This is a genomic window from Bradyrhizobium sp. Crot121 (genome assembly GCF_059512385.1).
In genome coordinates, this window is sequence record NZ_JCAMOR010000075.1 from 12446 (window position 1) to 35045 (window position 22600).

Annotated in this window: 20 protein-coding genes and 1 pseudogene; 17 read left to right on the plus strand and 4 right to left on the minus strand. The window is 65.1% G+C overall.

Going from position 1 to position 22600, the window contains the following annotated elements; translation table 11 throughout:
- Positions 1-157 precede the first annotated feature (157 nt).
- The 16 genes from AC5ZGW_RS37515 (at position 158) to AC5ZGW_RS37590 (ending at position 16819) form a co-directional block, all read left to right on the plus strand.
- On the plus strand, positions 158-2461 hold the full coding sequence (locus AC5ZGW_RS37515; RefSeq protein WP_130229101.1) for a RelA/SpoT family protein: 2304 nt from the start codon (positions 158-160) through the stop codon (positions 2459-2461).
- Between the two features lie 107 nt (positions 2462-2568).
- A complete protein-coding gene (locus tag AC5ZGW_RS37520) occupies positions 2569-3339 on the plus strand; it encodes a pyridoxine 5'-phosphate synthase (protein ID WP_130229102.1) in 771 nt (256 codons plus the stop codon).
- The gene (gene acpS, locus AC5ZGW_RS37525) at positions 3336-3755 is read left to right on the plus strand and encodes a holo-ACP synthase (RefSeq protein WP_028166655.1); all 420 of its coding nucleotides are present in this window, start codon (positions 3336-3338) and stop codon (positions 3753-3755) included. Before AC5ZGW_RS37520 ends, acpS begins: the two co-directional genes overlap by 4 nt.
- 286 nt (positions 3756-4041) lie before the next feature.
- Positions 4042-4800: a signal peptidase I gene (lepB, locus tag AC5ZGW_RS37530; protein ID WP_028166654.1), complete on the plus strand. Its 759-nt coding sequence runs from the start codon at positions 4042-4044 to the stop codon at positions 4798-4800.
- On the plus strand, positions 4797-5621 hold the full coding sequence (rnc, locus tag AC5ZGW_RS37535) for a ribonuclease III (RefSeq protein WP_028166653.1): 825 nt from the start codon (positions 4797-4799) through the stop codon (positions 5619-5621). The genes lepB and rnc overlap by 4 nt, the downstream gene beginning before the upstream one ends.
- Entirely contained in the window at positions 5611-6540 is a 930-nt protein-coding gene (gene era, locus AC5ZGW_RS37540; protein ID WP_130229103.1) for a GTPase Era, read from the plus strand. Before rnc ends, era begins: the two co-directional genes overlap by 11 nt.
- Before the next feature lie 13 nt (positions 6541-6553).
- Entirely contained in the window at positions 6554-6934 is a 381-nt protein-coding gene (locus AC5ZGW_RS37545; RefSeq protein ID WP_028166651.1) for a hypothetical protein, read from the plus strand.
- Positions 6935-7041: 107 nt separating this feature from the next.
- Entirely contained in the window at positions 7042-7794 is a 753-nt protein-coding gene (recO, locus tag AC5ZGW_RS37550; protein ID WP_130229104.1) for a DNA repair protein RecO, read from the plus strand.
- 132 nt (positions 7795-7926) lie between these two features.
- Positions 7927-8508: a hypothetical protein gene (locus tag AC5ZGW_RS37555; protein WP_035691373.1), complete on the plus strand. Its 582-nt coding sequence runs from the start codon at positions 7927-7929 to the stop codon at positions 8506-8508.
- 22 nt (positions 8509-8530) lie between these two features.
- Positions 8531-10081: an ABC transporter ATP-binding protein gene (locus AC5ZGW_RS37560; protein ID WP_496114051.1), complete on the plus strand. Its 1551-nt coding sequence runs from the start codon at positions 8531-8533 to the stop codon at positions 10079-10081.
- Positions 10068-10751, plus strand: coding sequence for an energy-coupling factor transporter transmembrane component T family protein (locus tag AC5ZGW_RS37565; protein WP_165435623.1), 684 nt, complete (start codon positions 10068-10070; stop codon positions 10749-10751). Before AC5ZGW_RS37560 ends, AC5ZGW_RS37565 begins: the two co-directional genes overlap by 14 nt.
- A complete protein-coding gene (locus AC5ZGW_RS37570; protein WP_130230997.1) occupies positions 10748-11377 on the plus strand; it encodes a phosphoribosyltransferase family protein in 630 nt (209 codons plus the stop codon). Before AC5ZGW_RS37565 ends, AC5ZGW_RS37570 begins: the two co-directional genes overlap by 4 nt.
- A 77-nt stretch (positions 11378-11454) precedes the next feature.
- A complete protein-coding gene (gene parC / locus AC5ZGW_RS37575) occupies positions 11455-13707 on the plus strand; it encodes a DNA topoisomerase IV subunit A (protein ID WP_130230995.1) in 2253 nt (750 codons plus the stop codon).
- A gap of 136 nt (positions 13708-13843) precedes the next feature.
- Complete coding sequence (locus AC5ZGW_RS37580; RefSeq protein WP_130230993.1) at positions 13844-14773, plus strand: cation diffusion facilitator family transporter; 930 nt, start codon at positions 13844-13846, stop codon at positions 14771-14773.
- A gap of 154 nt (positions 14774-14927) precedes the next feature.
- Positions 14928-15893: a CDF family Co(II)/Ni(II) efflux transporter DmeF gene (gene dmeF, locus AC5ZGW_RS37585; protein ID WP_130230991.1), complete on the plus strand. Its 966-nt coding sequence runs from the start codon at positions 14928-14930 to the stop codon at positions 15891-15893.
- Positions 15894-15988: 95 nt separating this feature from the next.
- Complete coding sequence (locus AC5ZGW_RS37590) at positions 15989-16819, plus strand: N-acyl homoserine lactonase family protein (protein ID WP_130230989.1); 831 nt, start codon at positions 15989-15991, stop codon at positions 16817-16819.
- A gap of 21 nt (positions 16820-16840) precedes the next feature.
- Here the strand turns inward: AC5ZGW_RS37590 and AC5ZGW_RS37595 are convergent, their stop codons facing one another.
- The gene (locus tag AC5ZGW_RS37595; RefSeq protein WP_474419078.1) at positions 16841-18001 is read right to left on the minus strand and encodes an MFS transporter; all 1161 of its coding nucleotides are present in this window, start codon (positions 17999-18001) and stop codon (positions 16841-16843) included.
- 129 nt (positions 18002-18130) lie between these two features.
- On the opposite strand from AC5ZGW_RS37595, the pseudogene AC5ZGW_RS37600 reads away from it, so the two are divergent.
- Positions 18131-19349, plus strand: a pseudogene (locus AC5ZGW_RS37600) (adenylate/guanylate cyclase domain-containing protein).
- On the opposite strand, the gene AC5ZGW_RS37605 reads toward AC5ZGW_RS37600, so the two are convergent.
- The 3 genes from AC5ZGW_RS37605 to AC5ZGW_RS37615 form a co-directional block, all read right to left on the minus strand.
- The gene (locus AC5ZGW_RS37605) at positions 19346-20566 is read right to left on the minus strand and encodes a Bcr/CflA family efflux MFS transporter (RefSeq protein ID WP_130231494.1); all 1221 of its coding nucleotides are present in this window, start codon (positions 20564-20566) and stop codon (positions 19346-19348) included. The pseudogene AC5ZGW_RS37600 and the gene AC5ZGW_RS37605 sit on opposite strands and share 4 nt — an antisense overlap.
- A 142-nt stretch (positions 20567-20708) precedes the next feature.
- Entirely contained in the window at positions 20709-21953 is a 1245-nt protein-coding gene (locus tag AC5ZGW_RS37610) for an MFS transporter (protein WP_474419076.1), read from the minus strand.
- Between the two features lie 170 nt (positions 21954-22123).
- On the minus strand, positions 22124-22600 hold a 477-nt coding region (locus AC5ZGW_RS37615), incomplete at its 5' end, for a porin (protein ID WP_496114052.1).

A 22600-nucleotide genomic window follows, 5' to 3' on the forward strand; every position in this document is an offset into this window, starting at 1 on the left:
GCCTTTGCTTTTGTTGACATTCTGGTCGCGAGATGCGTCCCTGAAGCCTTGACGGAAATTGAACGATTTTCGGCTCGAACAGGCTAAAGCTTGGTTCGAAATCGCACTAGATTAGAGCCGCAAGCTCAGTCGGCTCGATAGTTGAGGCAGCAATTCCATGGCGTATTGGCGCCGCACACCCCGCCAGATGCAGGCTGCGACCGACGCGGTCGCGGTGGCGCCTGACTCCGCGGTGGTGCCTGACTCCGCGGTGGTGCAGAAGCCGCTCAAGCCGCGCGCCCGCATGATGCGGCAGTACGACCTGGTCGAGCGCGTCCGCTCCTACAATCCCGATACCAACGAAGACCTTTTGAACCGCGCCTATGTCTACGCCATGAAGGCGCATGGCACCCAGACCCGGGCGTCGGGCGATCCCTATTTCTCGCACCCGCTCGAAGTGGCGGCGATCCTGACCGGCCTCAAGCTCGACGACGCCACCATCGTCGCGGCGCTGCTGCACGACACCATCGAGGATACCGAGGCGACGCGGGCCGAGATCGACCAGGTGTTCGGCCACGAGATCGGCGCGCTGGTGGAGGGGCTGACCAAGTTGAAGCGGCTCGAGCTCGTCTCGCGCGAGGCCAAGCAGGCGGAGAACCTGCGCAAGCTCCTGCTCGCGATCGCCGACGACGTCCGCGTGCTCTTGATCAAGCTCGCCGACCGCCTGCACAACATGCGCACGCTGGAGTTCGTGCCGCCGGCCTCACGCCGCCGCATCGCCGAGGAGACGCTGGATATCTACGCGCCGCTCGCCGGCCGCATGGGTATGCAGGAGATGCGAGAGGAACTCGAGGACCTCTCGTTCCACGTGCTCGATCCGGAAGCTTATGCGGTGGTCAAGCATCGGCTGGATGCGCTCGCCGAGCGTAACCGCAATCTGATCGGCGAGATCGAAAGCCAGCTTTCGAAGAACCTGCAGAAGAACGGCCTCAGCGCACGCGTCTACGGCCGGCGCAAGCAGCCGTTTTCGATCTGGACCAAGATGGAGCGCAAGTCGGTCGGCTTCGAGCAATTGTCCGATATCTACGGCTTTCGGATCGTGCTTGCCGACGTCGAGGCCTGCTACCGCGCGCTCGGCGTCGTGCACACGACCTGGCCGGTCGTGCCCGGGCGTTTCAAGGACTACATCTCGACGCCCAAGCAGAACGACTACCGTTCGATTCACACCACCGTGATCGGTCCCGGCAAGCAACGCGTCGAGTTGCAGATCCGCACCGAGGAGATGAACCAGATCGCCGAGTTCGGCATCGCGGCGCATGCGTTCTACAAGGATGGCACGGGTTCGCCGACCGAGCGGCTGAAGCACGAGTCCAACGCCTTTGCCTGGCTGCGTCACACCATCGGCATTCTCTCCGAGAGCGCCAATCCGGAAGAGTTCCTGGAGCACACCAAGCTGGAGCTGTTTCACGATCAGGTGTTCTGCTTCACGCCGAAGGGCAAGCTGATCGCGTTGCCGCGCAACGCCAATGTGATCGACTTCGCCTATGCCGTTCACACCGATGTTGGCAACAGCGCGGTCGGCTGCAAGATCAACGGCAAGTTTGCGCCGCTGTCCTCCGAGCTGCAGAACGGCGACGAAGTGGAGGTCCTGACCTCGAAGGCGCAGTCGGCGCCGCCGTCGGCCTGGGAAGCGCTCGCGGTCACTGGCAAGGCGCGCGCCGCGATCCGGCGCGCCACCCGCGCCGCGGTGCGCGACCAATATGCCGGGCTGGGCCGCCGCATCATCGACCGCCTGTTCGCCCGCGCCAAGATCGAATACGCCGACGACAAGCTGAAAGGCGCATTGCCGCGGCTGGCGCGCACCTCGATCGAGGACGTCCTGGTTTCCGTCGGCCGTGGCGAACTGAAAGCCTCCGACGTCGCGCGGGCGATGTATCCGGACTACAAGGAAGAGCGGCTGGTGCGCTACGGCACCAAGAAGGCGCTTGCCGCCAAGGCGCAGACGCCGCCGCATCCGGCCCGCGCAGCTTCGGTGATCCCGGTGCGCGGCATCAATTCCGAATTGCCGGTCAAGTTTGCGCCGAACGGCGGCGCGGTGCCGGGCGACCGCATCGTCGGCATCGTGACGCCGGGCGAGGGAATCACGATCTATCCGATCCAGTCACCGGCGCTGAAGGATTTCGAGGACGAGCCCGAGCGCTGGCTCGATGTGCGCTGGGACATCGACGAGACCATGCCGCAGCGTTTCCCGGCGCGGATCCTGGTCCACAACGTCAACGAGCCCGGCAGCCTCGCGCAGATAGCGACCGTGATCGCTGAGCATGACGGCAACATCGACAACATCCACATGTCGCGGCGCTCGCCTGACTTCACCGAGCTGACCATCGACCTCGAGGTCTATGACCTCAAGCATTTGAGCGCTATTCTCGCCCAGTTGCGCGCGAAGGCCGTGGTCGCACGGGTCGAGCGCGTCAATGGGTAGGTCATCGTCATTGCCGGGCTTGACCCGGCAATCCATCTTTTCAAGAAGATGGATGCGCGGGTTGAGCCCGCGCATGACAGTCTAGGTTTCTGGCAGCGAGTTACATCATGCCTGTTCCGCCGCTCCGCCTTGGGGTCAATGTCGATCACGTCGCGACGCTGCGCAATGCGCGCGGCGGGGCGCGGCCCGATCCGGTACGCGCGGCGCTCTTGGCCATCGAGGCCGGCGCCGACGGGATCACCGCACATTTGCGCGAGGACCGTCGCCACATCCGCGACGAGGACATGGCACGGCTGAAGGCGCAGATATCAAAGCCCCTGAATTTCGAGATGGCGGCGACCGACGACATGCTGCGCATTTCACTCGCCACCAAGCCGCATGCCGTGTGCCTGGTGCCGGAACGACGGCAGGAGCTTACCACCGAGGGCGGGCTGGACGTCGTCGGCCAGCACAATGCCCTGGCCCCGTTCATCGCGCGGCTCAGCGACGCCGGCATCCGGGTGTCGCTGTTCATCGCCGCCGACCCGAGGCAGATCGAGATGGCGGCGAAGTTGAAGGCACCGGTGATCGAGATCCACACCGGAGGCTGGTGCGATGCTGTCGTGGACGGTCATCGTGAAAAAGCGGAAGCCGAATGGCGGCGCATTGTCGAAGGCGCCAAGCTGGCGCAGGCGGCCGGGCTTGAGGTCCATGCCGGCCACGGGCTCGACTATGACACCGCCGAGACGATTTCGGCGCTGCCCGAGATCAGGGAACTCAATATCGGCTACTTCATGATCGGCGAGGCGATCCTGGTCGGCTTGAAGGAGACCGTCCGCGCCATGCGCGCGGCGATGGACCGCGGCCGCAAGGCGATCGAGGGTGCGGGCGCGGCATGATCCTTGGCATCGGCTCCGACCTGATCGACATCACCCGGATCGCCAAGGTGATCGAGCGCCATGGCGATCGTTTCCTCGATCGCATCTTCACCGACGTCGAGCGCGCCAAGGCGCTACGCCGCGCCAACAGCGAGAAGATGGTGGTCGCGACCTATGCCAAGCGTTTCGCCGCCAAGGAGGCCTGTGCCAAGGCGCTCGGCACCGGGATCATGCGCGGCGTCTGGTGGCGCGATATGGGCGTGGTGAACCTGCCCGGAGGGCGTCCGACCATGCGGTTGACCGGCGGGGCACTGGAGCGGCTCAGGCAAATCACCCCTGATGGCCTCGAGGCGCAGATCGATCTTTCGATCACCGACGACTGGCCGCTCGCACAGGCCTTCGTCATAATTTCGGCGGTCGCGCCGGCCAAACCTTGAGGTCGGTGGACGGTGCGGCGCTCCGGAATCGGGTAAAACTAAAAAATCATTGATTTTTCAATTGATTATGAAGTTTTAACGCGGCGCTTGATTGCGCGCCCCGTAACAACCGTCTAAAACGCCGCAGGGTAAACCGAGCCAGGGCAAATTCGGGTTCGCGCCGGGACTTGCTCTCTACACCAGACGTAGGAACCATCTTCGTGACGCGAGCGCGGAAAACGCGATTCGCGTGAGGAGCGCGTTCTGCCACCGCGCAGTTAAGGCAGTTGCGGGAATTGGGAAAGCGATGAGCGTGACCACAGGGACGAAATCCGAAAGCGGCCTAGGCGAGACAGTCCGGGTCGTCATCCATGCGCTGATCATCGCGCTCGTGATCCGTACCTTCCTCTTCCAGCCCTTCAACATCCCGTCCGGCTCGATGAAGGCGACGCTGCTGGTCGGCGACTACCTGTTCGTGTCGAAATATTCCTACGGCTACAGCCACTACTCGATCCCGCTTTCGCCGCCCTTGTTTTCCGGCCGCATCTTCGGCTCGGAGCCCAACCGTGGCGACATCGTCGTCTTCCGCCTGCCGAAGGATGATTCGACCGATTACATCAAGCGCGTGATCGGGCTGCCCGGCGACCGCATCCAGATGAAGGAGGGGCTGCTCTACATCAACGACGCCCCCGTCAAGCGCGAGCGGCTCAGCGATTTCATCGGCGAGGACCCCTGCGGATCTGACGCGACCGCACGCGTCAAGCGCTGGAAGGAGACGCTGCCCAACGGCGTCAGCTATGAGACGCTGGATTGCGTCGACAATGGCTTCTACGACAACACCAATGTCTACACCGTGCCGGCCGGCCACTTCTTCATGATGGGAGACAATCGCGACAATTCGACCGACAGCCGCGTGCTGTCGGCGGTGGGTTACGTGCCGTTCGAGAACCTCGTTGGCCGCGCGCAGATGATCTTCTTCTCGATCGGCGAGGGCGAGCACGCCTGGATGTTCTGGCGTTGGCCGACCGCGGTGCGCTGGAATCGCCTATTCACCATTGTGCGATGAAAGACGATACGCCTGTCATTCAGAGTCTTCCGACTGCCGGCGAGCCGAGCGAGCAGCCCGACGCGGTCGGCACCGCTGCGCCGAAGAAGAAGCGCAGCAAGGCCAGCAAGGCGGCCGCCGAGAAGGAGGCGGTTGCTGCAACCGAGGCGCGCATCGGCTACAAGTTCTCGGATCCGGCGCTATTGATGACGGCGTTCACGCATGTCTCCGCGCTGAAGCCGGCCACCCGCCACCGCGCCGACAGCTACCAGCGGCTTGAGTTCCTTGGCGACCATGTGCTCGGATTGATCATCTCCGACATGCTCTATCGCGCCCATCCGCGCGCGGACGAGGGTGAATTGTCGAAGCGTCTCGCCGATCTCGTGCGCAAGGAAAGCTGCGCCGACGTCGCCGAGCAACTCGGTCTGCTCGACGACATCAAGCTCGGCATGGTCAAGGCGGTCGAGGGGGCGCGGTTGCGCAAATCCGTGCTGGGCGACGTCTGCGAGGCCGTGATCGGCGCGATCTTCCTCGACGGCGGCTACGAGGCCGCCGCGAAATTCGTCGAGCGGAACTGGATCGACCGGATGCGCAAGCTCCGCCGGCCGCTGCGCGATCCCAAGACCATGCTGCAGGAATGGGCGCAGAGCAGGGGCCTGCCGACGCCCGTCTACCGCGAGGTCGAACGCACCGGGCCGCATCACGATCCGCAATTCCGCGTTGCCGTCGACCTGCCGGGCCTGGCGCCGGCGGAAGGCGTCGGCCCGAACAAGCGCGCGGCGGAGAAGGCGGCGGCGTCCGCAATGATCGCCCGCGAAGGTGCCGGCAGCCATGACGGCTGAGTCGAGGGCGGAGGCCGATCCGGCCGGGACACGTTGCGGCTTCGTCGCCCTGATCGGGGCGCCGAACGTCGGCAAGTCGACGCTTGTCAACGCGCTGGTCGGCTCGAAGGTCACCATCGTCTCGCGCAAGGTGCAGACGACGCGTGCGCTGATCCGCGGCATCGTGATCGAGGGCAATGCGCAGATTATCCTGGTCGACACGCCCGGCATCTTTGCGCCGCGGCGGCGGCTGGACCGGGCCATGGTGTCGACTGCCTGGAGCGGGGCGCATGACGCCGACCTCGTCTGCGTGCTGCTTGACGCCAAGTCGGGCATCGATGCGGAAGCCGAGGCGATCTTCGCCAAGCTCGATAGCGTGGCCCATCCGAAGATCCTGGTGCTGAACAAGATCGATCTGGTGCCGCGCGAAAAGCTGCTGGCGCTGGCGAAGGCCGCCAATGACCGCCTGCGGTTCGAGAACACTTTCATGATCTCGGCGTTGTCAGGCGACGGTGTCGACGATCTGCGCAGGGCGCTGGCAGGCATGGTGGCCGCCGGGCCGTTCCTCTATCCCGAGGACCAGATGTCGGACGCGCCGATGCGGCACCTGGCGGCGGAGATCACGCGGGAGAAGATCTATCAGAAGCTCCACCAGGAGCTGCCGTACCAATCGACGGTCGAGACCGATAGCTGGACCGAGCGCAACGACAAGTCGATCCGCATCGAGCAGACAATCTTTGTCGAGCGCGAGAGCCAGCGCAAGATCGTGCTCGGCAAGGGCGGCGCCACGATCAAGTCGATCGGCGCGGAGGCGCGGAAGGAGATCGCCGAGATCATGGGCGTCCCCGTGCACCTGTTCCTGTTCGTGAAGGTGCGCGAGAATTGGGGCGACGATCCCGACCGCTACCGGGAAATGGGACTGGAGTTTCCCAAGGAATGATCGGGCTCTTCCGATGAAAGTACCCAGAAACGTGCTTCTGTTCGAGGTGCTGCTGTATCTGTCGCTGACGCTGGACGCGCTGTCGGTGGCGTTCCAGGACCGCACCCCGGGTGGCGAGATGACCGAGCAGATGATCACGGTCGTCACCTGGCTGCAGGCCGGCCTGATCCTGCTCCTGGTCTACTTCGTTTACCTGGCGGCACAGCACCGCAAGAACTGGCCGCGCTGGGTGCTGGCGGCGGTGCTGTTGCTGTCGGTGATCTCGCTGTTGCAGGTGATCGGCACCACCGGCATCCAGCTCGACAGCGGCGTCGAGGTGATCTCCTGCGCGCTGACGGCCGCCGGGCTCTATTTCTCCTTCACCGGCGACGCCCACGGCTGGTTCAACGCGTAGGGCCGAGTGGAGGGTGGGCAAAGCGAAGCGTGCCCACCACCTCTTGCACCGATCGTGAATGGTGGGCGCGCTACGCTTTGCCCACCCTACATGCTACTCTCCGCGTCATGGAATGGTCCGACGAAGGCATCGTGCTCGGGGTGCGGCGGCATGGCGAATCTTCCGCCATTGTCGAGCTCCTGACGCGCGAGCACGGCCGCCATCTCGGCCTGGTGCGCGGCGGGGCCAGCGCGCGGATGCGGCCGCTGCTGCAGCCCGGCAACAGCGTCACCGCGATGTGGCGGGCGCGGCTCGACGAGCATCTCGGCTATTACCAGCTCGACGGTACGCGGCTGCGCGCGGCGAACCTGCTGGCGTCGTCGCATGCCGTTTATGGCATCACCCATCTGGCTTCGCTGGCGCGGCTGTTGCCGGAACGCGATCCGCACCAGGACATCTACGAGATGCTGGAGCGGACGCTGGATGATTTCGAGGATGCCGGCGGCGCCGCGATCCATCTCATCCGCTTCGAGCTGGCGATGCTGACCGAACTCGGCTTCGGGCTCGACCTCTCGAACTGCGCGGCGACGGGCGCGACCTCCGAACTGGTCTACGTCTCGCCGAAATCGGGCGGCGCAGTCTCGCGCGCCGCCGGCGAGCCCTGGCGCGATCGCCTGATGCGGCTGCCGCCGTTCCTGCGCGAGGACGATGACGGCGCCGGCACCTGCTCGGACCAGGACCTGCTCGATGGCTTTGCGCTCACCGGCCGCTTCCTCCTGCGCAATGTGCTGGAGCCGCGCGGGCAGGGGCACTCCGACGCGAGGGAAGGCTTCATCAATGCGGTGGTGCGCCGTCGGGCCCGGATCACTGCCCCGCCCTGACGGCAATGCGCGCCGAAATTGCCAACCCACACATGGTGGTTCTATTGCGTGCAACCCTCGGCCCGTTCCATGCCGCATGGCCCGAAACTTGCCTGAAAAATCTCAGGGCAAACTCATGACGGGGAGCATGCAATGAGTACGCAAATCACCTACAGCGAATCCGATTCGGTCGGTTTCTTTCCTATCGTCCTTGCGGTCGTCTGCGGCGTGGCGACGGGCGTGTTGTGGGCCTACGCCAATCCGATCCAGCTTGTGCCCGGCGTGATCCAGTGGCGCATCTTCGCGTTCCTGCCGCCGTTGATCGGGCTGCTGCTCGGGCCGAAGAGCGGGTTCATCTGCGGCTATATCGGCACCATCGTCTGGTCGCTGCTCGCCGGCACCTTCATTCCCGCGCATTCGCTCATCGTGGACGGCATCATGGTCGGGCTCACCGGCGCCGTACCGCCGATGCTGGTCAATCTGCGCAAGACCAATTTCGACCTGTCGATGCCGGTGCTGCTCAAGATCGCGGTGATCTGCGCGGTGGTCGGCATCATCATGGTGGCGGCGGTGTCGGCGAGTCTGGCGGTGCTCGGCATTTTCCCGTTCTGGTATGCGATGCTCTATATCGGCCTGTCGGACATCGTGCCGATGGTGATCGGAACGCCGCTGCTGGTACGTCCCGGCGCCAGGCTGCTTGCCGGCATCAGCCGGGGCACGCTGCACCGGTTCTGACCGCCTTGGGGAGCGCTACTTGATGCTTGATCTGCGTGGAGTAAGCGTCGGCTTTCGGGCCGACGCTCACGTGCTGTCCGATATCAATCTCCGTCTCGAAGCCGGCAGCACCACGATCGTGACGGGGGCGGGCGGTTCGGGAAAATCGACGCTGCTTGCGGTCGCGGCCGGTCTCATTCCGAAGCTGATCCGGCCGCAGCGCATGGAGGGCGCGGTGTCGCTCGACGGCACCGATCTCGGCGCGATTGCGGGCAGCGAGTTGTTTCGCCGCGTTGGCCTCGTGCTGCAATCGGTCGAGGACCAGGTCTGGGATCTTTCGGTCGAAGACCTGATCGCTTTTCCGCTGGAGAACCGAGGCGTGGCGCAGGCGGAAATCCGCGCGCGCGTCGGCGCCGTGATCGCGCAGATGAACATTGGGCGGCTGATCGGTCGCACCGTGCGCACGCTTTCGGGTGGCGAACGCCGGATCGCGGCGCTTGCCTCGGCGCTGGTCTGGCAACCGGACGTGCTGATCCTGGATGAGCCGACCAGCGGACTCGATCCCGATGCGCGGCTGCGCATGATCGGCATCCTGCGCGAGCTTAGGAAAACGAAGCTGACGCTGTTGATCGCCGAGCAGGATCTCGCCTGGTTCGATGGCGTGGCCGATCGTGTGGTGTTCTTGAAGGAGGGCGGCATCATCGACGATCTGTCCTGGCAGGCGGCCGTTCGCGCGACCACGCCGTATGCGGTCGCCGGCATCGAGCCGCCCTTTGCGGCGCCGGCGCCGCGGGCCGTGGTGCGGCCGGCACAGTCGGGCCCGGCGCTCTCGGTCCGGCAGCTTTCGAGCACGCTGCGCCGTCCGAACGGCGAGCCGGTGCTGCGGTCGATTGAGCTCTCGCTCGGAAAAGGCGAGGTAGCGGGGCTGATCGGCAGCAACGGCGCCGGCAAGACCACGCTGATGCGTACGCTGCTCGGCCTGCAGAAGGCGGCCGGCGGCGCGACCGAGATCGGCGGCCGCGATAGCGCCGGCTGGACCATCGCGCAGCGGGCGCGCGAGATCGGTTATGTCGCGCAGAATTTGCGGCGGATGTTCTTCCTGCTCTCGGTCGTGGAGGAGGTCGTGTTCTCGCTGTCCGGCGGCGATGCCGGCGCCAAGGCCGTTGCTGCGCATCGCGAACGGGCGATCGAACTTTTGCAGGGCGTCGGTCTCGCCGACCGCGCCGAGCTTTCGCCATTCGCGCTGTCGGCGCGCGAGCAGTTGATGCTGGCGCTGGTCTGCATCGAGGCGACGGCGCCGTCGGTCGTGATCCTGGATGAGCCGCTGATCGCCTGCGACAGCGTCTCACGTGCCGGCGTGCTGGCCTTCCTCGACCGCTGCCGCGCACGGGGTTGTGCGGCGCTGCTGGTCTCGCACGACCTGCAGCTTGTCGACCGCGCCACCGACCGCGTACTGATCCTGGAGGATGGCCGGCTGGCCTTCGACGGGACGACCGAGGCGGCCTGGTCCTCGGACGTATTTGCGCGTCGCGGCTGGCCGCGCCCGGACCAGAACGTCACAACATCAGGAGAAGGCCAGCGTGCATCGGCTTGATCGCATCAACCCGTTCGTCAAATTGCTGGCGGCGCTGGTGCTGTCATCGCTCGGCTGGGTCGCCGGCAGCGCGGTGACGGCTGGCGTGATCGCCGCGGTCGTGCTGGCGGCCGTGATCGCCTGCCGGCTGCCGCAAACCAGAGGCTATCTCAAACTGATGGCGCTGGTCGGCGGCCTGGTGACGCTGAGCTGGACCTTGAGTTTCGTCTGGAACGGGACGCCGCTCGCCGCGGCGATCGATGATGCGCTGCGCATGGCCTTCCGCCTGATCGCCACCACCGGCAGTTTCTTCGTCGCGATCGAGACTACGTCGGCCGGCACGCTGCTTGCGGCCTGCAGCCGGCTGCGCTTGCCGGGCTCGTTGACGCTGGTGCTGGTGCTCGTGATCGGCATGATCCCGCTGATGCGCGAGGAGTTCCAGAGCATCGGCGAGACCCAGCGGGCGCGCGGCCTCGAACTCGACCGCGGGCCCTTGCCGCGGCGCGTCCTCTATGCGCTGGCGCGCGGCGTGCCGCTGATGGTGCAGACGTTCCGCATGGCCGAGACGATCGCGCTGGCGCTGTCGATCTACGGCTTCGATCCGAAGATGGCGCGCACGAGCTGGCGCGACATCGGCTGGCTCACCATCCAGACCGACTTTCCTTTGACAAATCCGGGCAGGACCACATGAGCGCACTCACCCCCGCCACCTATACTGTCGACATCGGCGGCGAGCCGACGGAGCTGCCGCTCGTCGCCATCAACGAGCGCCTGGCGATTTCGCTTCTGATGGTGATCGACATGGGCGTCGGCTTCGGTGAGCGCATCGGAAAGGCGCTGGCCGCGCGGCTGAAGGGGAAGGAGCCGGACATCGTGGTCGGCGCGGCGACGCTCGGCATTCCCGTCGCCATCGAGGTCTCGCGCCATCTCGGGCTCGACCAATATGTCATCGTGCAGAAATCGCCGAAGATTCATTTGGGCGACGCGTTGGTCGAGTATGTGCAATCGGTGACCTCATCCGGCTCGCAGCGGCTGCTGCTCGACCGCCGGGCGATCCCGCTGCTGAAGGGCCGGCGGGTCGTCGTGGTCGATGACGTCGTGGCGACCGGCTCGAGCCTGGCTGCGACCTTGAAGCTGGTGCGGCAGGCCGGCGCCGAGGTCGCCGGCGTCGGCGTGATCCTGACCGAGGGGCACGAGTGGAAGAAGGTGCTGGGCGCCGATGCCGATCTCGTGACCGGGCTCGGCCATATCCCGCAATTCAACATCACCAATGGCCATGCCACGCCGAACCCGGCGACCCTGGCGGGTGCAGGCTGAAAAATCGGGCTTTTTCTGCGGGGTATGGTGCCGAATCGATTCTTGCCCGATTCGCCCGGAGCGGTTAACCCGTCGGCATGGGAAAAGCACTGATTCCGCCGGAACCGCCGGAGATCCACGAGGTACCGCTGCGCGATGCGCTGGAAGAGCGCTATCTCGCTTACGCGCTATCGACCATTATGCATCGTGCGCTGCCGGACGCCCGCGACGGGCTGAAGCCGGTGCACCGGCGCATCCTTTACGGGATGCGGCTGCTGCGCCTCGATCCGGGCTCGCCGTTCAAGAAATCGGCAAAGATTGTCGGCGACGTGATGGGCTCGTTCCATCCGCATGGCGACCAGGCGATCTACGACGCCATGGTGCGCCTCGCGCAGGATTTCTCCTCGCGCTACCCGCTGGTCGACGGCCAGGGCAATTTCGGCAATATCGACGGCGATAACCCCGCCGCCTACCGCTACACCGAAGCGCGCATGACCGATGTCGCGCGGCTGCTGCTCGAGGGCATCGACGAGGACGGCGTCGAGTTCCGCGCCAACTATGACGGCCAGTCGAAGGAGCCGGTGGTTCTGCCCGGCGGCTTCCCGAACCTGCTCGCCAACGGTTCTCAGGGCATCGCGGTCGGCATGGCGACCTCGATCCCGCCGCACAATGCCGCCGAGCTCTGCGACGCGGCACTGCACCTGATCGAGAAGCCCGACGCCAAGTCGAAGGCGCTCTTGCGATGGGTGAAGGGCCCGGATTTCCCGACCGGCGGCATCATCATCGATTCCAAGGAAGCGATCACCGAGGCCTACAGCACCGGCCGCGGCTCGTTCCGCACGCGTGCGCGCTGGAAGCAGGAAGAGGGTGCGCGCGCCACCTGGGTGATCGTGGTCACTGAGATCCCGTGGCTGGTGCAGAAATCGCGCCTGGTCGAGAAGATCTCCGAGCTCATCGACCAGAAGAAATTGCCACTGGTCGGCGAGGTCAGGGACGAGTCGGCGGATGACGTTCGGCTGGTGATCGAGCCGAAGTCGCGCAATGTCGATCCCGAACTGATGATGGAGTCGCTGTTCCGGCTGACCGAGCTGGAAAGCAAGATTTCGCTGAACCTCAACGTGCTGGTGAAGGGGAAAATCCCCAAGGTGGTCGGCCTCGCCGAGTGCCTTCGCGAATGGCTCGACCACCTGCGCGATGTGCTGGTGCGCCGCTCGAATTATCGCAAGGGTCAGATCGAGAACCGGCTGGAGATCCTCGGCGGCTACCTCATCGCCTATCTGAACATCGACAAGGTGATCAAGATCATCCGCACCGAGGACGAGCCGAAGCCGGTGCTGATGAAGACGTTCAAGCTCACCGAGGTCCAGGCCGACGCCATCCTTAACATGCGCCTGCGCTCCTTGCGCCGGCTCGAGGAGATGGAGATCCGCACCGAGGACAAGGACCTCCGCAAGGAATTGAAGGGCATCGAACAGCTGCTCCGCTCCGAGACCGAGCAATGGGCCAAGGTCGGCGAGCAGGTGAAGAAGGTCCGCGACATGTTCGGGCCGAAGACGCCGCTCGGCAAGCGCCGCACCACCTTTGCGGATGCGCCCGAGCATGATCTCGCCGCGATCGAGGAGGCCTTCGTCGAGCGCGAGCCGGTCACCGTCGTGATCTCCGAGAAGGGCTGGGTGCGCACGCTCAAGGGCCATGTCGCCGACCTCTCGGGCCTTGCCTTCAAGACCGACGACAAGCTCGATCACGCCTTCTTCGCCGAGACCACCTCGAAGCTCCTGCTGTTCGCCACCAACGGGAAATTCTACTCGCTCGATGTGGCGAAGCTGCCGGGCGGTCGCGGCCATGGCGAGCCGATCCGCATGTTCATCGACATGGAGCAGGATGCGGCGATCGTGTCGCTGTTCGTCAACAAGGGCGGCCGCAAATTCCTGGTCGCCAGCAGTGAAGGACAGGGCTTCGTCGTCAACGAGGACGACTGCGTCGGCACCACCCGCAAGGGCAAGCAGGTGCTGAACGTCGACATGCCGAACGAGGCGCGCGCGCTCGCAACCGTCGCAGGCGACACCGTCGCGGTGATCGGGACCAATCACAAGATGGTGCTGTTCCCGCTCGATCAGGTGCCGGAAATGGCCCGCGGCCGCGGCGTGCGGTTGCAGAAATACACCAGCGCCTCGCTGTCCGACGTCGCGGTGTTCGATTCCAAGGCGGGCCTGACCTGGAAGGATTCCGCGGGCCGCGAGCACGGCATGAGCATCAAGGAGCTCGCCGACTGGCGCGGCAACCGCGCCGACGCCGGCCGCCTCGCGCACGGCCTGCCGAAGTCGAACAAGTTCAACCGCGGCGTGGAGTAGTTACGTAGGGCGGATTAGGCGCAAGCCGTAATCCGCCATCTTGCCGCGAAGCGGCGGATTACGCCTTCGGCTAATCCGCCCTACGCTTTCCGCGCCGTAATAGTATTCGCAAATCGACGCGCTATAAATTCTTCCCATGGCGCATCATCATCACGATCACTCCCATGCGCATGATCATGCCGGGCACAGCCATGCCCCGGATGATTTCGGCCGGGCCTTTGCCATTGGCGCGTCGCTCAACACCGCCTTCGTGATCGCCGAGCTGGTGTTCGGCTATGCCGCCAATTCGCTGGCGCTGATCTCCGATGCCGTCCACAATCTCTCGGACGTGTTCTCGCTGCTGCTGGCATGGGGGGCGGCGTGGCTTGCGGGGAGGCGGCCGACGGAGAGGCATACTTACGGCTATCGCCGCGCCTCGATCCTCGCCGCATTGTTCAATGCCGGGCTCCTGCTGGTCGCGGTCGGCGGCATCGCGGTGGAGGCGGTCAACCGGCTGCGCGCGCCGGCCGAGGTGGCGAGCTGGACAGTGGTCTGGGTCGCGGCGCTCGGGATTCTCGTCAACGGCTTCACGGCACTATTGTTCATGCGCGGGCGGCACGGCGACCTCAACATTCGCGGCGCTTATCTCCACATGGCGGCGGATGCCGGCGTCTCGTTCGGCGTCGTCATCGCCGCGCTGCTGATCATGTCGACGGGATGGCTATGGATTGACCCGGCGATCAGCCTCATCATCGCCTTCGTCGTGCTGGTCAGCGGCTGGGGTCTGATGCGCGACAGCGTCAACCTCGCGCTCGACGCGGTGCCGCGCGGTATCGAGCTCGTCGAGGTGAGGGAGTTTTTGCGCACGCTCGACGGCGTCTCCGAGGTCCACGATCTGCACATCTGGGCCATGAGCACCAACGAGACGGCGCTGACCGCGCACCTGGTCCGGCCCGGCGGACATGACGATGCCTTCCTGCATCACGTCTGCGCGCAGCTCTCGCACCGCTTCAAGATCCATCATGCGACGCTGCAGGTCGAGGCCGACGGTGCCGCCTGCAAGCTGGCGCCGGAGGAATTAGTCTAGAGCTTCGGTTCTGACTGAATCAGAACCGAAGCTCTAGATTCTTATTTTGACGTGTTTTCTTCACGCGAACCGGTGTCCACTTCGCTTGAAAACGCTCTAACGGCCGTCCGTCGCAATCGCTATATTCGACGAGCGGACTATCCGGAGATGAACCATGCACTCGCATTCGATCGAACAGTGGACCCACGATCACGTCTTCCTGGGCGCGACCCACGCCCATAACGAACGGCGCACCTGGCTCGTGGTGGCCTTGACCACGGTCATGATGATCGGGGAGATCGCGGCAGGTTGGTGGTCCGGCTCGATGGCGCTGCTCGCCGACGGCTGGCACATGGGAACGCATGCGGCGGCGCTGGGCATTGCCGGGCTGGCCTATCTGTTCGCGCGGCGGCAAGTGGGCAACGCGCGCTTCAGTTTCGGCACCGGCAAGTTCGGCGATCTCGCCGCCTTTGCCAGCGCGATCATTCTGGCGATGATCGCTACGCAGATCGCCTGGGAAAGCGTGGACCGGCTGTTCCATCCGGTGTCCATTGCCTACGGGGAAGCGATCTCGGTTGCCGTGCTCGGACTTGCCGTCAACCTCATCAGCGCCTGGCTGCTCCGCGACGACCACGACCATCATCACGGTCATGGCCATTCTCATGACCATGACGACGACGATCATCATCACCACCACCACGACAACAATCTTCGCGCGGCTTACGTCCACGTGATGGCGGATGCCGCAACCTCCATCCTCGCCATTGCGGCGCTGCTGGTTGCGATGTCCGCGGGATGGGTCTGGGCCGATCCGGTAGTCGGGATCATCGGCAGCGCTGTGATCGCGAGCTGGGCCTTTGGCCTGATCAAGGCGTCAGGCGCGATCCTGCTCGACGTCAGCGCCGACAAGAAGCTCGAGGCGGTCATTCGCGACCGGCTCGAGACCAAGGGCGACCGCATCACCGATCTGCATCTGTGGCAGGTCGGTCCCGGCCATCGCGCGGCGGTGATCTCGGTTGTCTCCGACCATCCGCTGCCGCCCGCGACCTACAAGCGCCGTCTCAGCGGTCTGCACGGTCTCAGCCATGTCACGATCGAGGTCGAGACCTGTCCGCATCACGAGCCGGCGCACGCGGCTTGAGAGATCAAAAGACCGTCAGCGGTGACGATTGCCGCCGGCGATGACGTAATATTCCTTCCTCGAACGCTGGGGGCGATTAGTCGAGGGAGCGGAACGTGAAGACAACAATCGGTGTTGCGGTGGCGCTGCTGTTGGTTGCGGCGGCTGCGGGTCCTGCGCGCGCCCAATCGGAAAAGCCGGGCGTCGAGAAGCTCTATATCCTCAATTGCGGCGAGGGCGTTGCGGGCGACATCTCGCGCTGGTCGCCCGGTGTCAACGAAGGCAAGTCGATGGATTTCGTCGACAACTGCTATCTGATCAAGCACGCGCAAGGGTGGTTCCTGTGGGACACCGGCATTCCCGACGCGGTGGCGAGCATGCCGGACGGGCTCGTGCCGTCGGATCCGAAAGCGGTGATCTGGCGGCGTCCCAAGACGCTGGCCGCGCAGTTCGACCAGATCGGCGTGAAGCCGTCCGACATCAAGGCGATGGCGGTCTCGCATACCCATCCGGACCACATCGGCAATGTGGAGATGTTCCCGACCGCGATGCTCTATGTGCAGAAAGCCGAATATGACTGGCCCGGCGCCAACAACCAGCCGCGCTTCAAGGCGGAGCATCCGGTGACCAAGCTGGACGGCGACCGGGATGTGTTTGGTGATGGCAATGTGGTGATCCTGTCGACGCCCGGGCACACGCCGGGCCACCAGTCGCTGTTGGTGAAACTGCCGAAGACCGGGGCGGTCGTACTTTCCGGCGACGCCGTCCACTTCAGGGACAACTGGGATAACCGCCGGGTGCCGTCGATGAATGCCAGCAAGGAGCAGACGACGGCCTCGATGCAGAAGATCGCGGAGACGCTCACGAAAGAGAAGGCGCAACTCTGGATCAATCACGACAAGGCCCAGCGCGATAGCCTGAAGATGGCACCGGCGTTTTATGAGTGATGGGGCAGATGGAATGGCTGCCTATTGCGGTGCTGGCTTGTTGTCGCGCACCAGGAGCAGCGCCCCCAATGCCGCGAGACTGAGTGCGGAGGAGACGATCAGGATGCCGCTGCCCATGCGTTCGAGCAACAGCCCGAACAGCAGCGGGGCCGCCGCCTGCGCCATCCGGGCCGGGGCGCCGATGATGCCGAGGCGGTAGGCGTAGTTCTGCGAGCCGAAGATCGCGAGCGGCAATGTGCCGCGCGAAATGGTCAGGATGCCGTTGCCGGCGCCGTGGCAAAGCGCGAAGACGCTTGCCGCGCCGCCGCCGGCGATCGCCACGATCGCGGCGCCGATCGGGTGGCCGAGACAGGCCAATTCGGTCGAGAGCAGCGGATGGTAGCGGCTGAGCAGCCACGCCTCGACCACGCGCGCGCCGACCTGCGCCGGCCCGATCAGGGCGCCGGCGGCAATTGCCTGCACCGGGGTCGCGCCGGCCGCTTCCAGGATGCGTGGGAAGTGCGCCGCCATCGCGCCGGTGACGGTCCAGGCGGTCGCGAACGCAAACGCCAGCAGGACCATCGGCCGGTCGATCGGGATATGCGGCTTCACCGCATTGGCGGCCGCGGCCTTGGCGCCGGGGATCGGCGGCAGCATCAGCCAGTTGAGCGGCAGGCCGATCAAGAGATGCGCCGCCGCCCAGGCAAAGCAGGTGTTGCGCCAGCCGATCGTCTCAAGCCCCAGCGCGCTCAGCGGCCAGCCGACGGTGGAGGCAAAGCCCGCCATCAGCGTGATGCCGGTGATCGGGCGCCGCGCCGCCTCGCCATAGATGCGTCCGAGCGCGCCGAAAGCGGCATCATAGAGGCCGTATCCCATGCCGATCCCAAGGAAAAGCCATGCGAGCAGCAGCAGAGGAATCGATTGCGTGAGGCCGAGCAGCACCAGTCCTGCGGCCAGCGTCAGATTGGAGATCGACAGCACGGACCTGCCGCCGACCAGGTCGATCTGGCGGCCGATCCGCGGGCCAAGGAGCGCCGAGAGCACGAGCGAGGCGGAGAAGGCGGCGAAGATCCAGTTGGGGCCGATGCCGAGATCTCTGGCGATGGGATCGGCGAGCACCGCGGGCAGGTAGTAGCTCGAGGCCCAGGCCAGGGTCTGGGTGGTGCCGAGCGCCAGAATGATCGGAAGCTGCCGGGCGCTCATCGGACCGTCGCGTTTCTGTCTTGCCTCGTTATTCCCAGCATTTGCCGCTGTCACGGAACTGTCGTCAAGTCGCGCTCTGGGCCGCCAACCGATCTTTCGCGCGACACGATTGCCCGGCATAATCCGCGCATGGAACTGACGCCCCGCCTGCGCCTGATGAACTGGCTGGTCAGACAGGGTCTGACCGGCCTGCCCGAAAACGATCTGCTGCGCGGTTTCTGCGAACGCTGCCGCGCGGCCGGAATGCCGCTGTCACGTGCAATCGTCTTCATCGATACCCTGCACCCGATCTTCGAAGGCCACGGGTTCCGCTGGAGCGACAGCGAGACCAATGAAAGCGACGCTTTCGAATACGGCTCGACCTCCAGCGGTGATGCCAACCAGAATTGGCGGCGTTCGACCTTCTACCACATGCTGCAAAATGGGCACGAAGAGATGGTGATCGACCTGGCCGATTGCGCCACGCTCGATTTCTCCATGATCAACGACCTCGCGGAAAAGGGCCACAAGCATTTCGTCTCCTTTGTGCACCGGTTCGGCGAGGCCGGCACGATCGGCGAGATGGACTGCTTCTACTCCTCCTGGACCACCCGCCAGTCCGAAGGATTTGGCGAGCATCACATGGCGGCGCTGCGCGACCTGGTGCCGGTCTTGGGGCTCGCGGTGAAATCGGCTGCGCAAGTCGACATCGCGCGCACCTTGGCGCGGGTCTATCTCGCGCGGCGTCACCGAGCGCATCAAGGCGGTGTTGTGGTATTCGGACGTGCGCGGCTCGACCGCGATCGGCGAGCGCATCGGGCCGGACGAGATCATCCCGTTCCTCAACGATTATGCTCAGGCCTCGATCGACGCGATCCACGATGCCGGCGGCGAGGTGCTGAAGCTGATCGGCGACGGCGTGCTGGCGATGTTCACGCAGGAGAACATGGGAGGCGCAAAACGGGCTGCGCTTCGGGCCGAGCATCGCTTGCGCCGCAATCTGAATGCGCTCAACGTCCGCCGTGCCGGCGAGGGTCGGCCGACCACCTCAGCCTATGTCGGGCTGCATGTCGGCGAGGTGTTCTATGGCAATATCGGCAGCGAGGACCGGCTCGATTTCACCGTGGTAGGGCCGGCGGTCAACGAAGTCAGCCGGATTGCTTCGATGTGCAGCTCGGTCGATCGGGAACTGCTGACCTCGCAGGCGTTCCGGGATGGCCTGGATGGAGCAGGGCGGAACTATCTGGTTTCGACCGGGCGCTTCGCGCTGCGCGGCATCAGCCGGGCGCAAGACCTCTATACGCTCGATCCCGACGTTGCGGCGGACGAAGTCGTGGCCGGAAAATACGAGCGCTACCTCGCGAGCTAGCCCTGCTTGGCCCGTAGCGCGTATAGGCCGACCGCTATCAGTGAGAACGCGGTCAGCACCACGCCGAGCCCGAACATTGCCTCATGCGACACGATTGCTGCGAGCCAGACTCCGATCGCCGCGTTCATCATTTGCCAGAAGCCGAGCAGTGCGGAAGCCGCACCGGCCTTTTCGCCGAACGGTGATAGCGCCTGCGCGACGCCGAGTGGGTTGACGATGCCCATGCCGAGCAGGAACACGCTCATCGCAGTCAGGAACGGCAGGAAGCTCGGGGTGAAGAGCGAGACCAACAACATGGCGGCGCCGCCGATGGCTGCCGCCAATAATGCACCCTTGATCGAGCGGTCGAGGCCAAAGCGCGGCGCAAGCCTTGTCGCGAGCCAGCCGGAGGCGAACACGATCAGCACCGTGCCGGCGAAGAACAGGCCGAGCTCGATCGGTGAGAAATGCAGCGCCTCGATCAAGATCCGGGGCGCGGCCGAGAACATCGCAAACAGGCCTCCCATGATCAGGCTGACGGTCGCCGTCGGCACAACGAAGCGGCGATCTGCGATCAGACCGAGATAGGTGCTGATGATGGCGAGAGGGTTGAGCGGGATCCGCGTCGAATGGTGGGTTTCTCCGAGCGTGGCGCCATAGGCGAACGCGCCGAGAGCCGCAAAGGCCGCGACGAGCACGAATTCCGAGCGCCAGCCGAAATAGTGATCGAGCGCGCCGCCGAGCAGCGGCGAGAAACCCGGCGCGGCCGCCATCGCGATCATGATCAGCGCCATCGCGCGTGCCAATGCGGCACCGGTGAACAGGTCGCGGGCTATGGCGCGCGACAATACCGAGGTTGCGCAGGCGCCGGCGGCCTGGACGACGCGGCCGATCAAGAGGTTCGGGAGATCTTCTGCCAGGCTGCACCAGACGCTGCCGGCAAAGAACACGGCGAAACCGATCAGAACCGGCCAGCGACGGCCGAAGCGATCCGAGATCGGACCAACTATGAGCTGGCCGAGCGCGAACACGGCGAGAAAGATCGTGATGGCCGACGTGACCGCCGCGGTCGTCACCTTCAGCGAGGCCGCCATCTGCGGCAGCGACGGCAGCAGGATGTTGGTGGCCAGCGTACCGGTGGCCGCAAGCGCGGCCAGAACCGCGATCTGCAGGGCGCCGGAGGAGGAGGATTCGGGGCGAGATGCGGCGGCGTCAATGGTTGCAGTCTGATCGGTCATAGTGCTCCCGCTCGGCTATTGGATGACGTGTATCATACAAAGCGGGAAAGACCAGCCACTAATTTGGCCGTCGTGGCCGGCCCTCGGCTATGACGCAAAACATTCTCCGATCGCGGATCAGATCAGTTGAATCTTTCTCTCATCAACATCCCGCCGGTTCGCTGACCATGTCGGGTTGTCTGACGAGGGAGACCGCCGGCGACAGCAGGATCACCAGCGCCTGCGCGGCGAAGATTGCCGCGGCAAGGCAGAGGCAGGTCTCGGCGCCGAAAAGCCCGCCGACGATCGCGCCCAGTGCGGAGCCGAGCGGGCGCGCGCCGTAGCTCATGATGTTGATGGCGGAGACACGGCCGAGCAGCGAAGGCGGCGTCACCGATTGCCGGAGCGTGGTCGTCGAGATCACCCACAGGATCGGACCGACGCCGAGCAGGAAAAAGCTCAGGCCCGCAAGCAGAGGCGTAGGGACAATTGTCGTCAGCGCCATGATGGTGGAGGCGATGAAGCCGGTCACCGGGCCGAGCCCGATCACAGTGCCGAACGCAAGACGTCGCATCACCCGCGTTGCCGCAAGCGCGCCGACCACCATGCCGACACCATACATCGCGAGCGTGGTGCCGACGCCGGTTGCGGAGAGGCCGAGATGCCTGACGGCATAGGGCACGAACACCGCGAGCAGCAGGAAGGAAGCGGTGTTGAAGATGAACTGGGTGATGAACACCGGTCGCAGCAGCTCATGACGGAACACGAACACGGCGCCTTCCTTGATCTCCAGCGGCGGATGTCGACGTGGCGCCGGCGCGCGGGCCGGCTCATGGATGCCGGCCAGCAGCACCACGGCGATCACCGAGAGTGCGGCGGCAAATCCGAAGGCCGGCGCGGCACCGACCCATCCGACCAGCACGCCGCCGAGCGCAGGCCCGCTGGCGAAAGCGACGGTGCGGGCCAGTTCGATCCGCGCATTCGCCGTTGGCAACTGATCTGGCGTCACCAGCGACGGCACCAGCGCGGGCGCGGCGACGCTGTAGGCAACGGTCCCGCACACGGCGATGAAGCCGAGCACGGAGAGCAGGGGCAGCGTCAACAGGCTGAGCCAGATCAGGAGCAGCGTTGCGGCCAGCGCCGCCGCACGCAACGCTTCGGAGCCCGCCATCAGGACCCGCCGCGAGAAGCGGTCTGCGAGCAGGCCCGCGGGGATCGCAAACAGGATGAAGGGCAGTGTCAGCGCGGTCTGCAGCAGGCCAGTCTGGCCCTCGCCGACGCCGAGCAGGAGCACCGCCACGATGGGAGCGGCTGCCAGCGCGATCTGCTCGGCCGATTGTGCGGCGAGGTTCGACCAGGCCAGACGGCCGAAGGTCGGAGGCAGGTGAGGGGCCTTGAGGGCGGGCATGGCAGAAATTCCTCGGAATGTCGTTTGTCGACATTGTCTGACCCGAGGACGGCCAAACCCACCCGCTTTCCGACAGCGCCGGCGTGACAGGCCGCCGCGGTGCTTTCAAACTGGCGATAGACCGTGGACAAGTTCGCCCACGGTCAGGATCAATAGCTGTTCTCAGCCGGTCAGAAGTTCCGCTGGGCGCGAAGCTGCAGGTGGAACGTGTCCTGATCGCTGAACTCGTAGCGCGCGGTAGGCTTTGGGGCCGAAGCTCCAAGGACCGCGGAGCCCTGGAATTTCTGGTCGAGGTGGAACCACATGAATTCGGCGGAGAAGGTCAGGTTCTTGACCGGGGTCCAGCGGGTGATGACACCGAGCTGCGACAAGTTGAAGTCGGGGTTGCAGACGTAGTCCGCACTGACCGCTTTGCCGGGCGTGGTGTAGTTCGCGCAGATGAAGGCCTTGGCCGCGCCGTCATGGCGGACGCCCACATACGAGCCGAAGAGGCTCGACGACCAATATGGGTCCCAGTTGTGGTTGAACGCACCACGAATGCCAAAGGCCTCCGTCAGATGCAGCGAGCCATCGCCGCCGGCTGCGACCGGCAGATAGACGGCATCGGTCGTCGCCCCGAACCCGATGCTCTGATAGGCGCCAAAAGT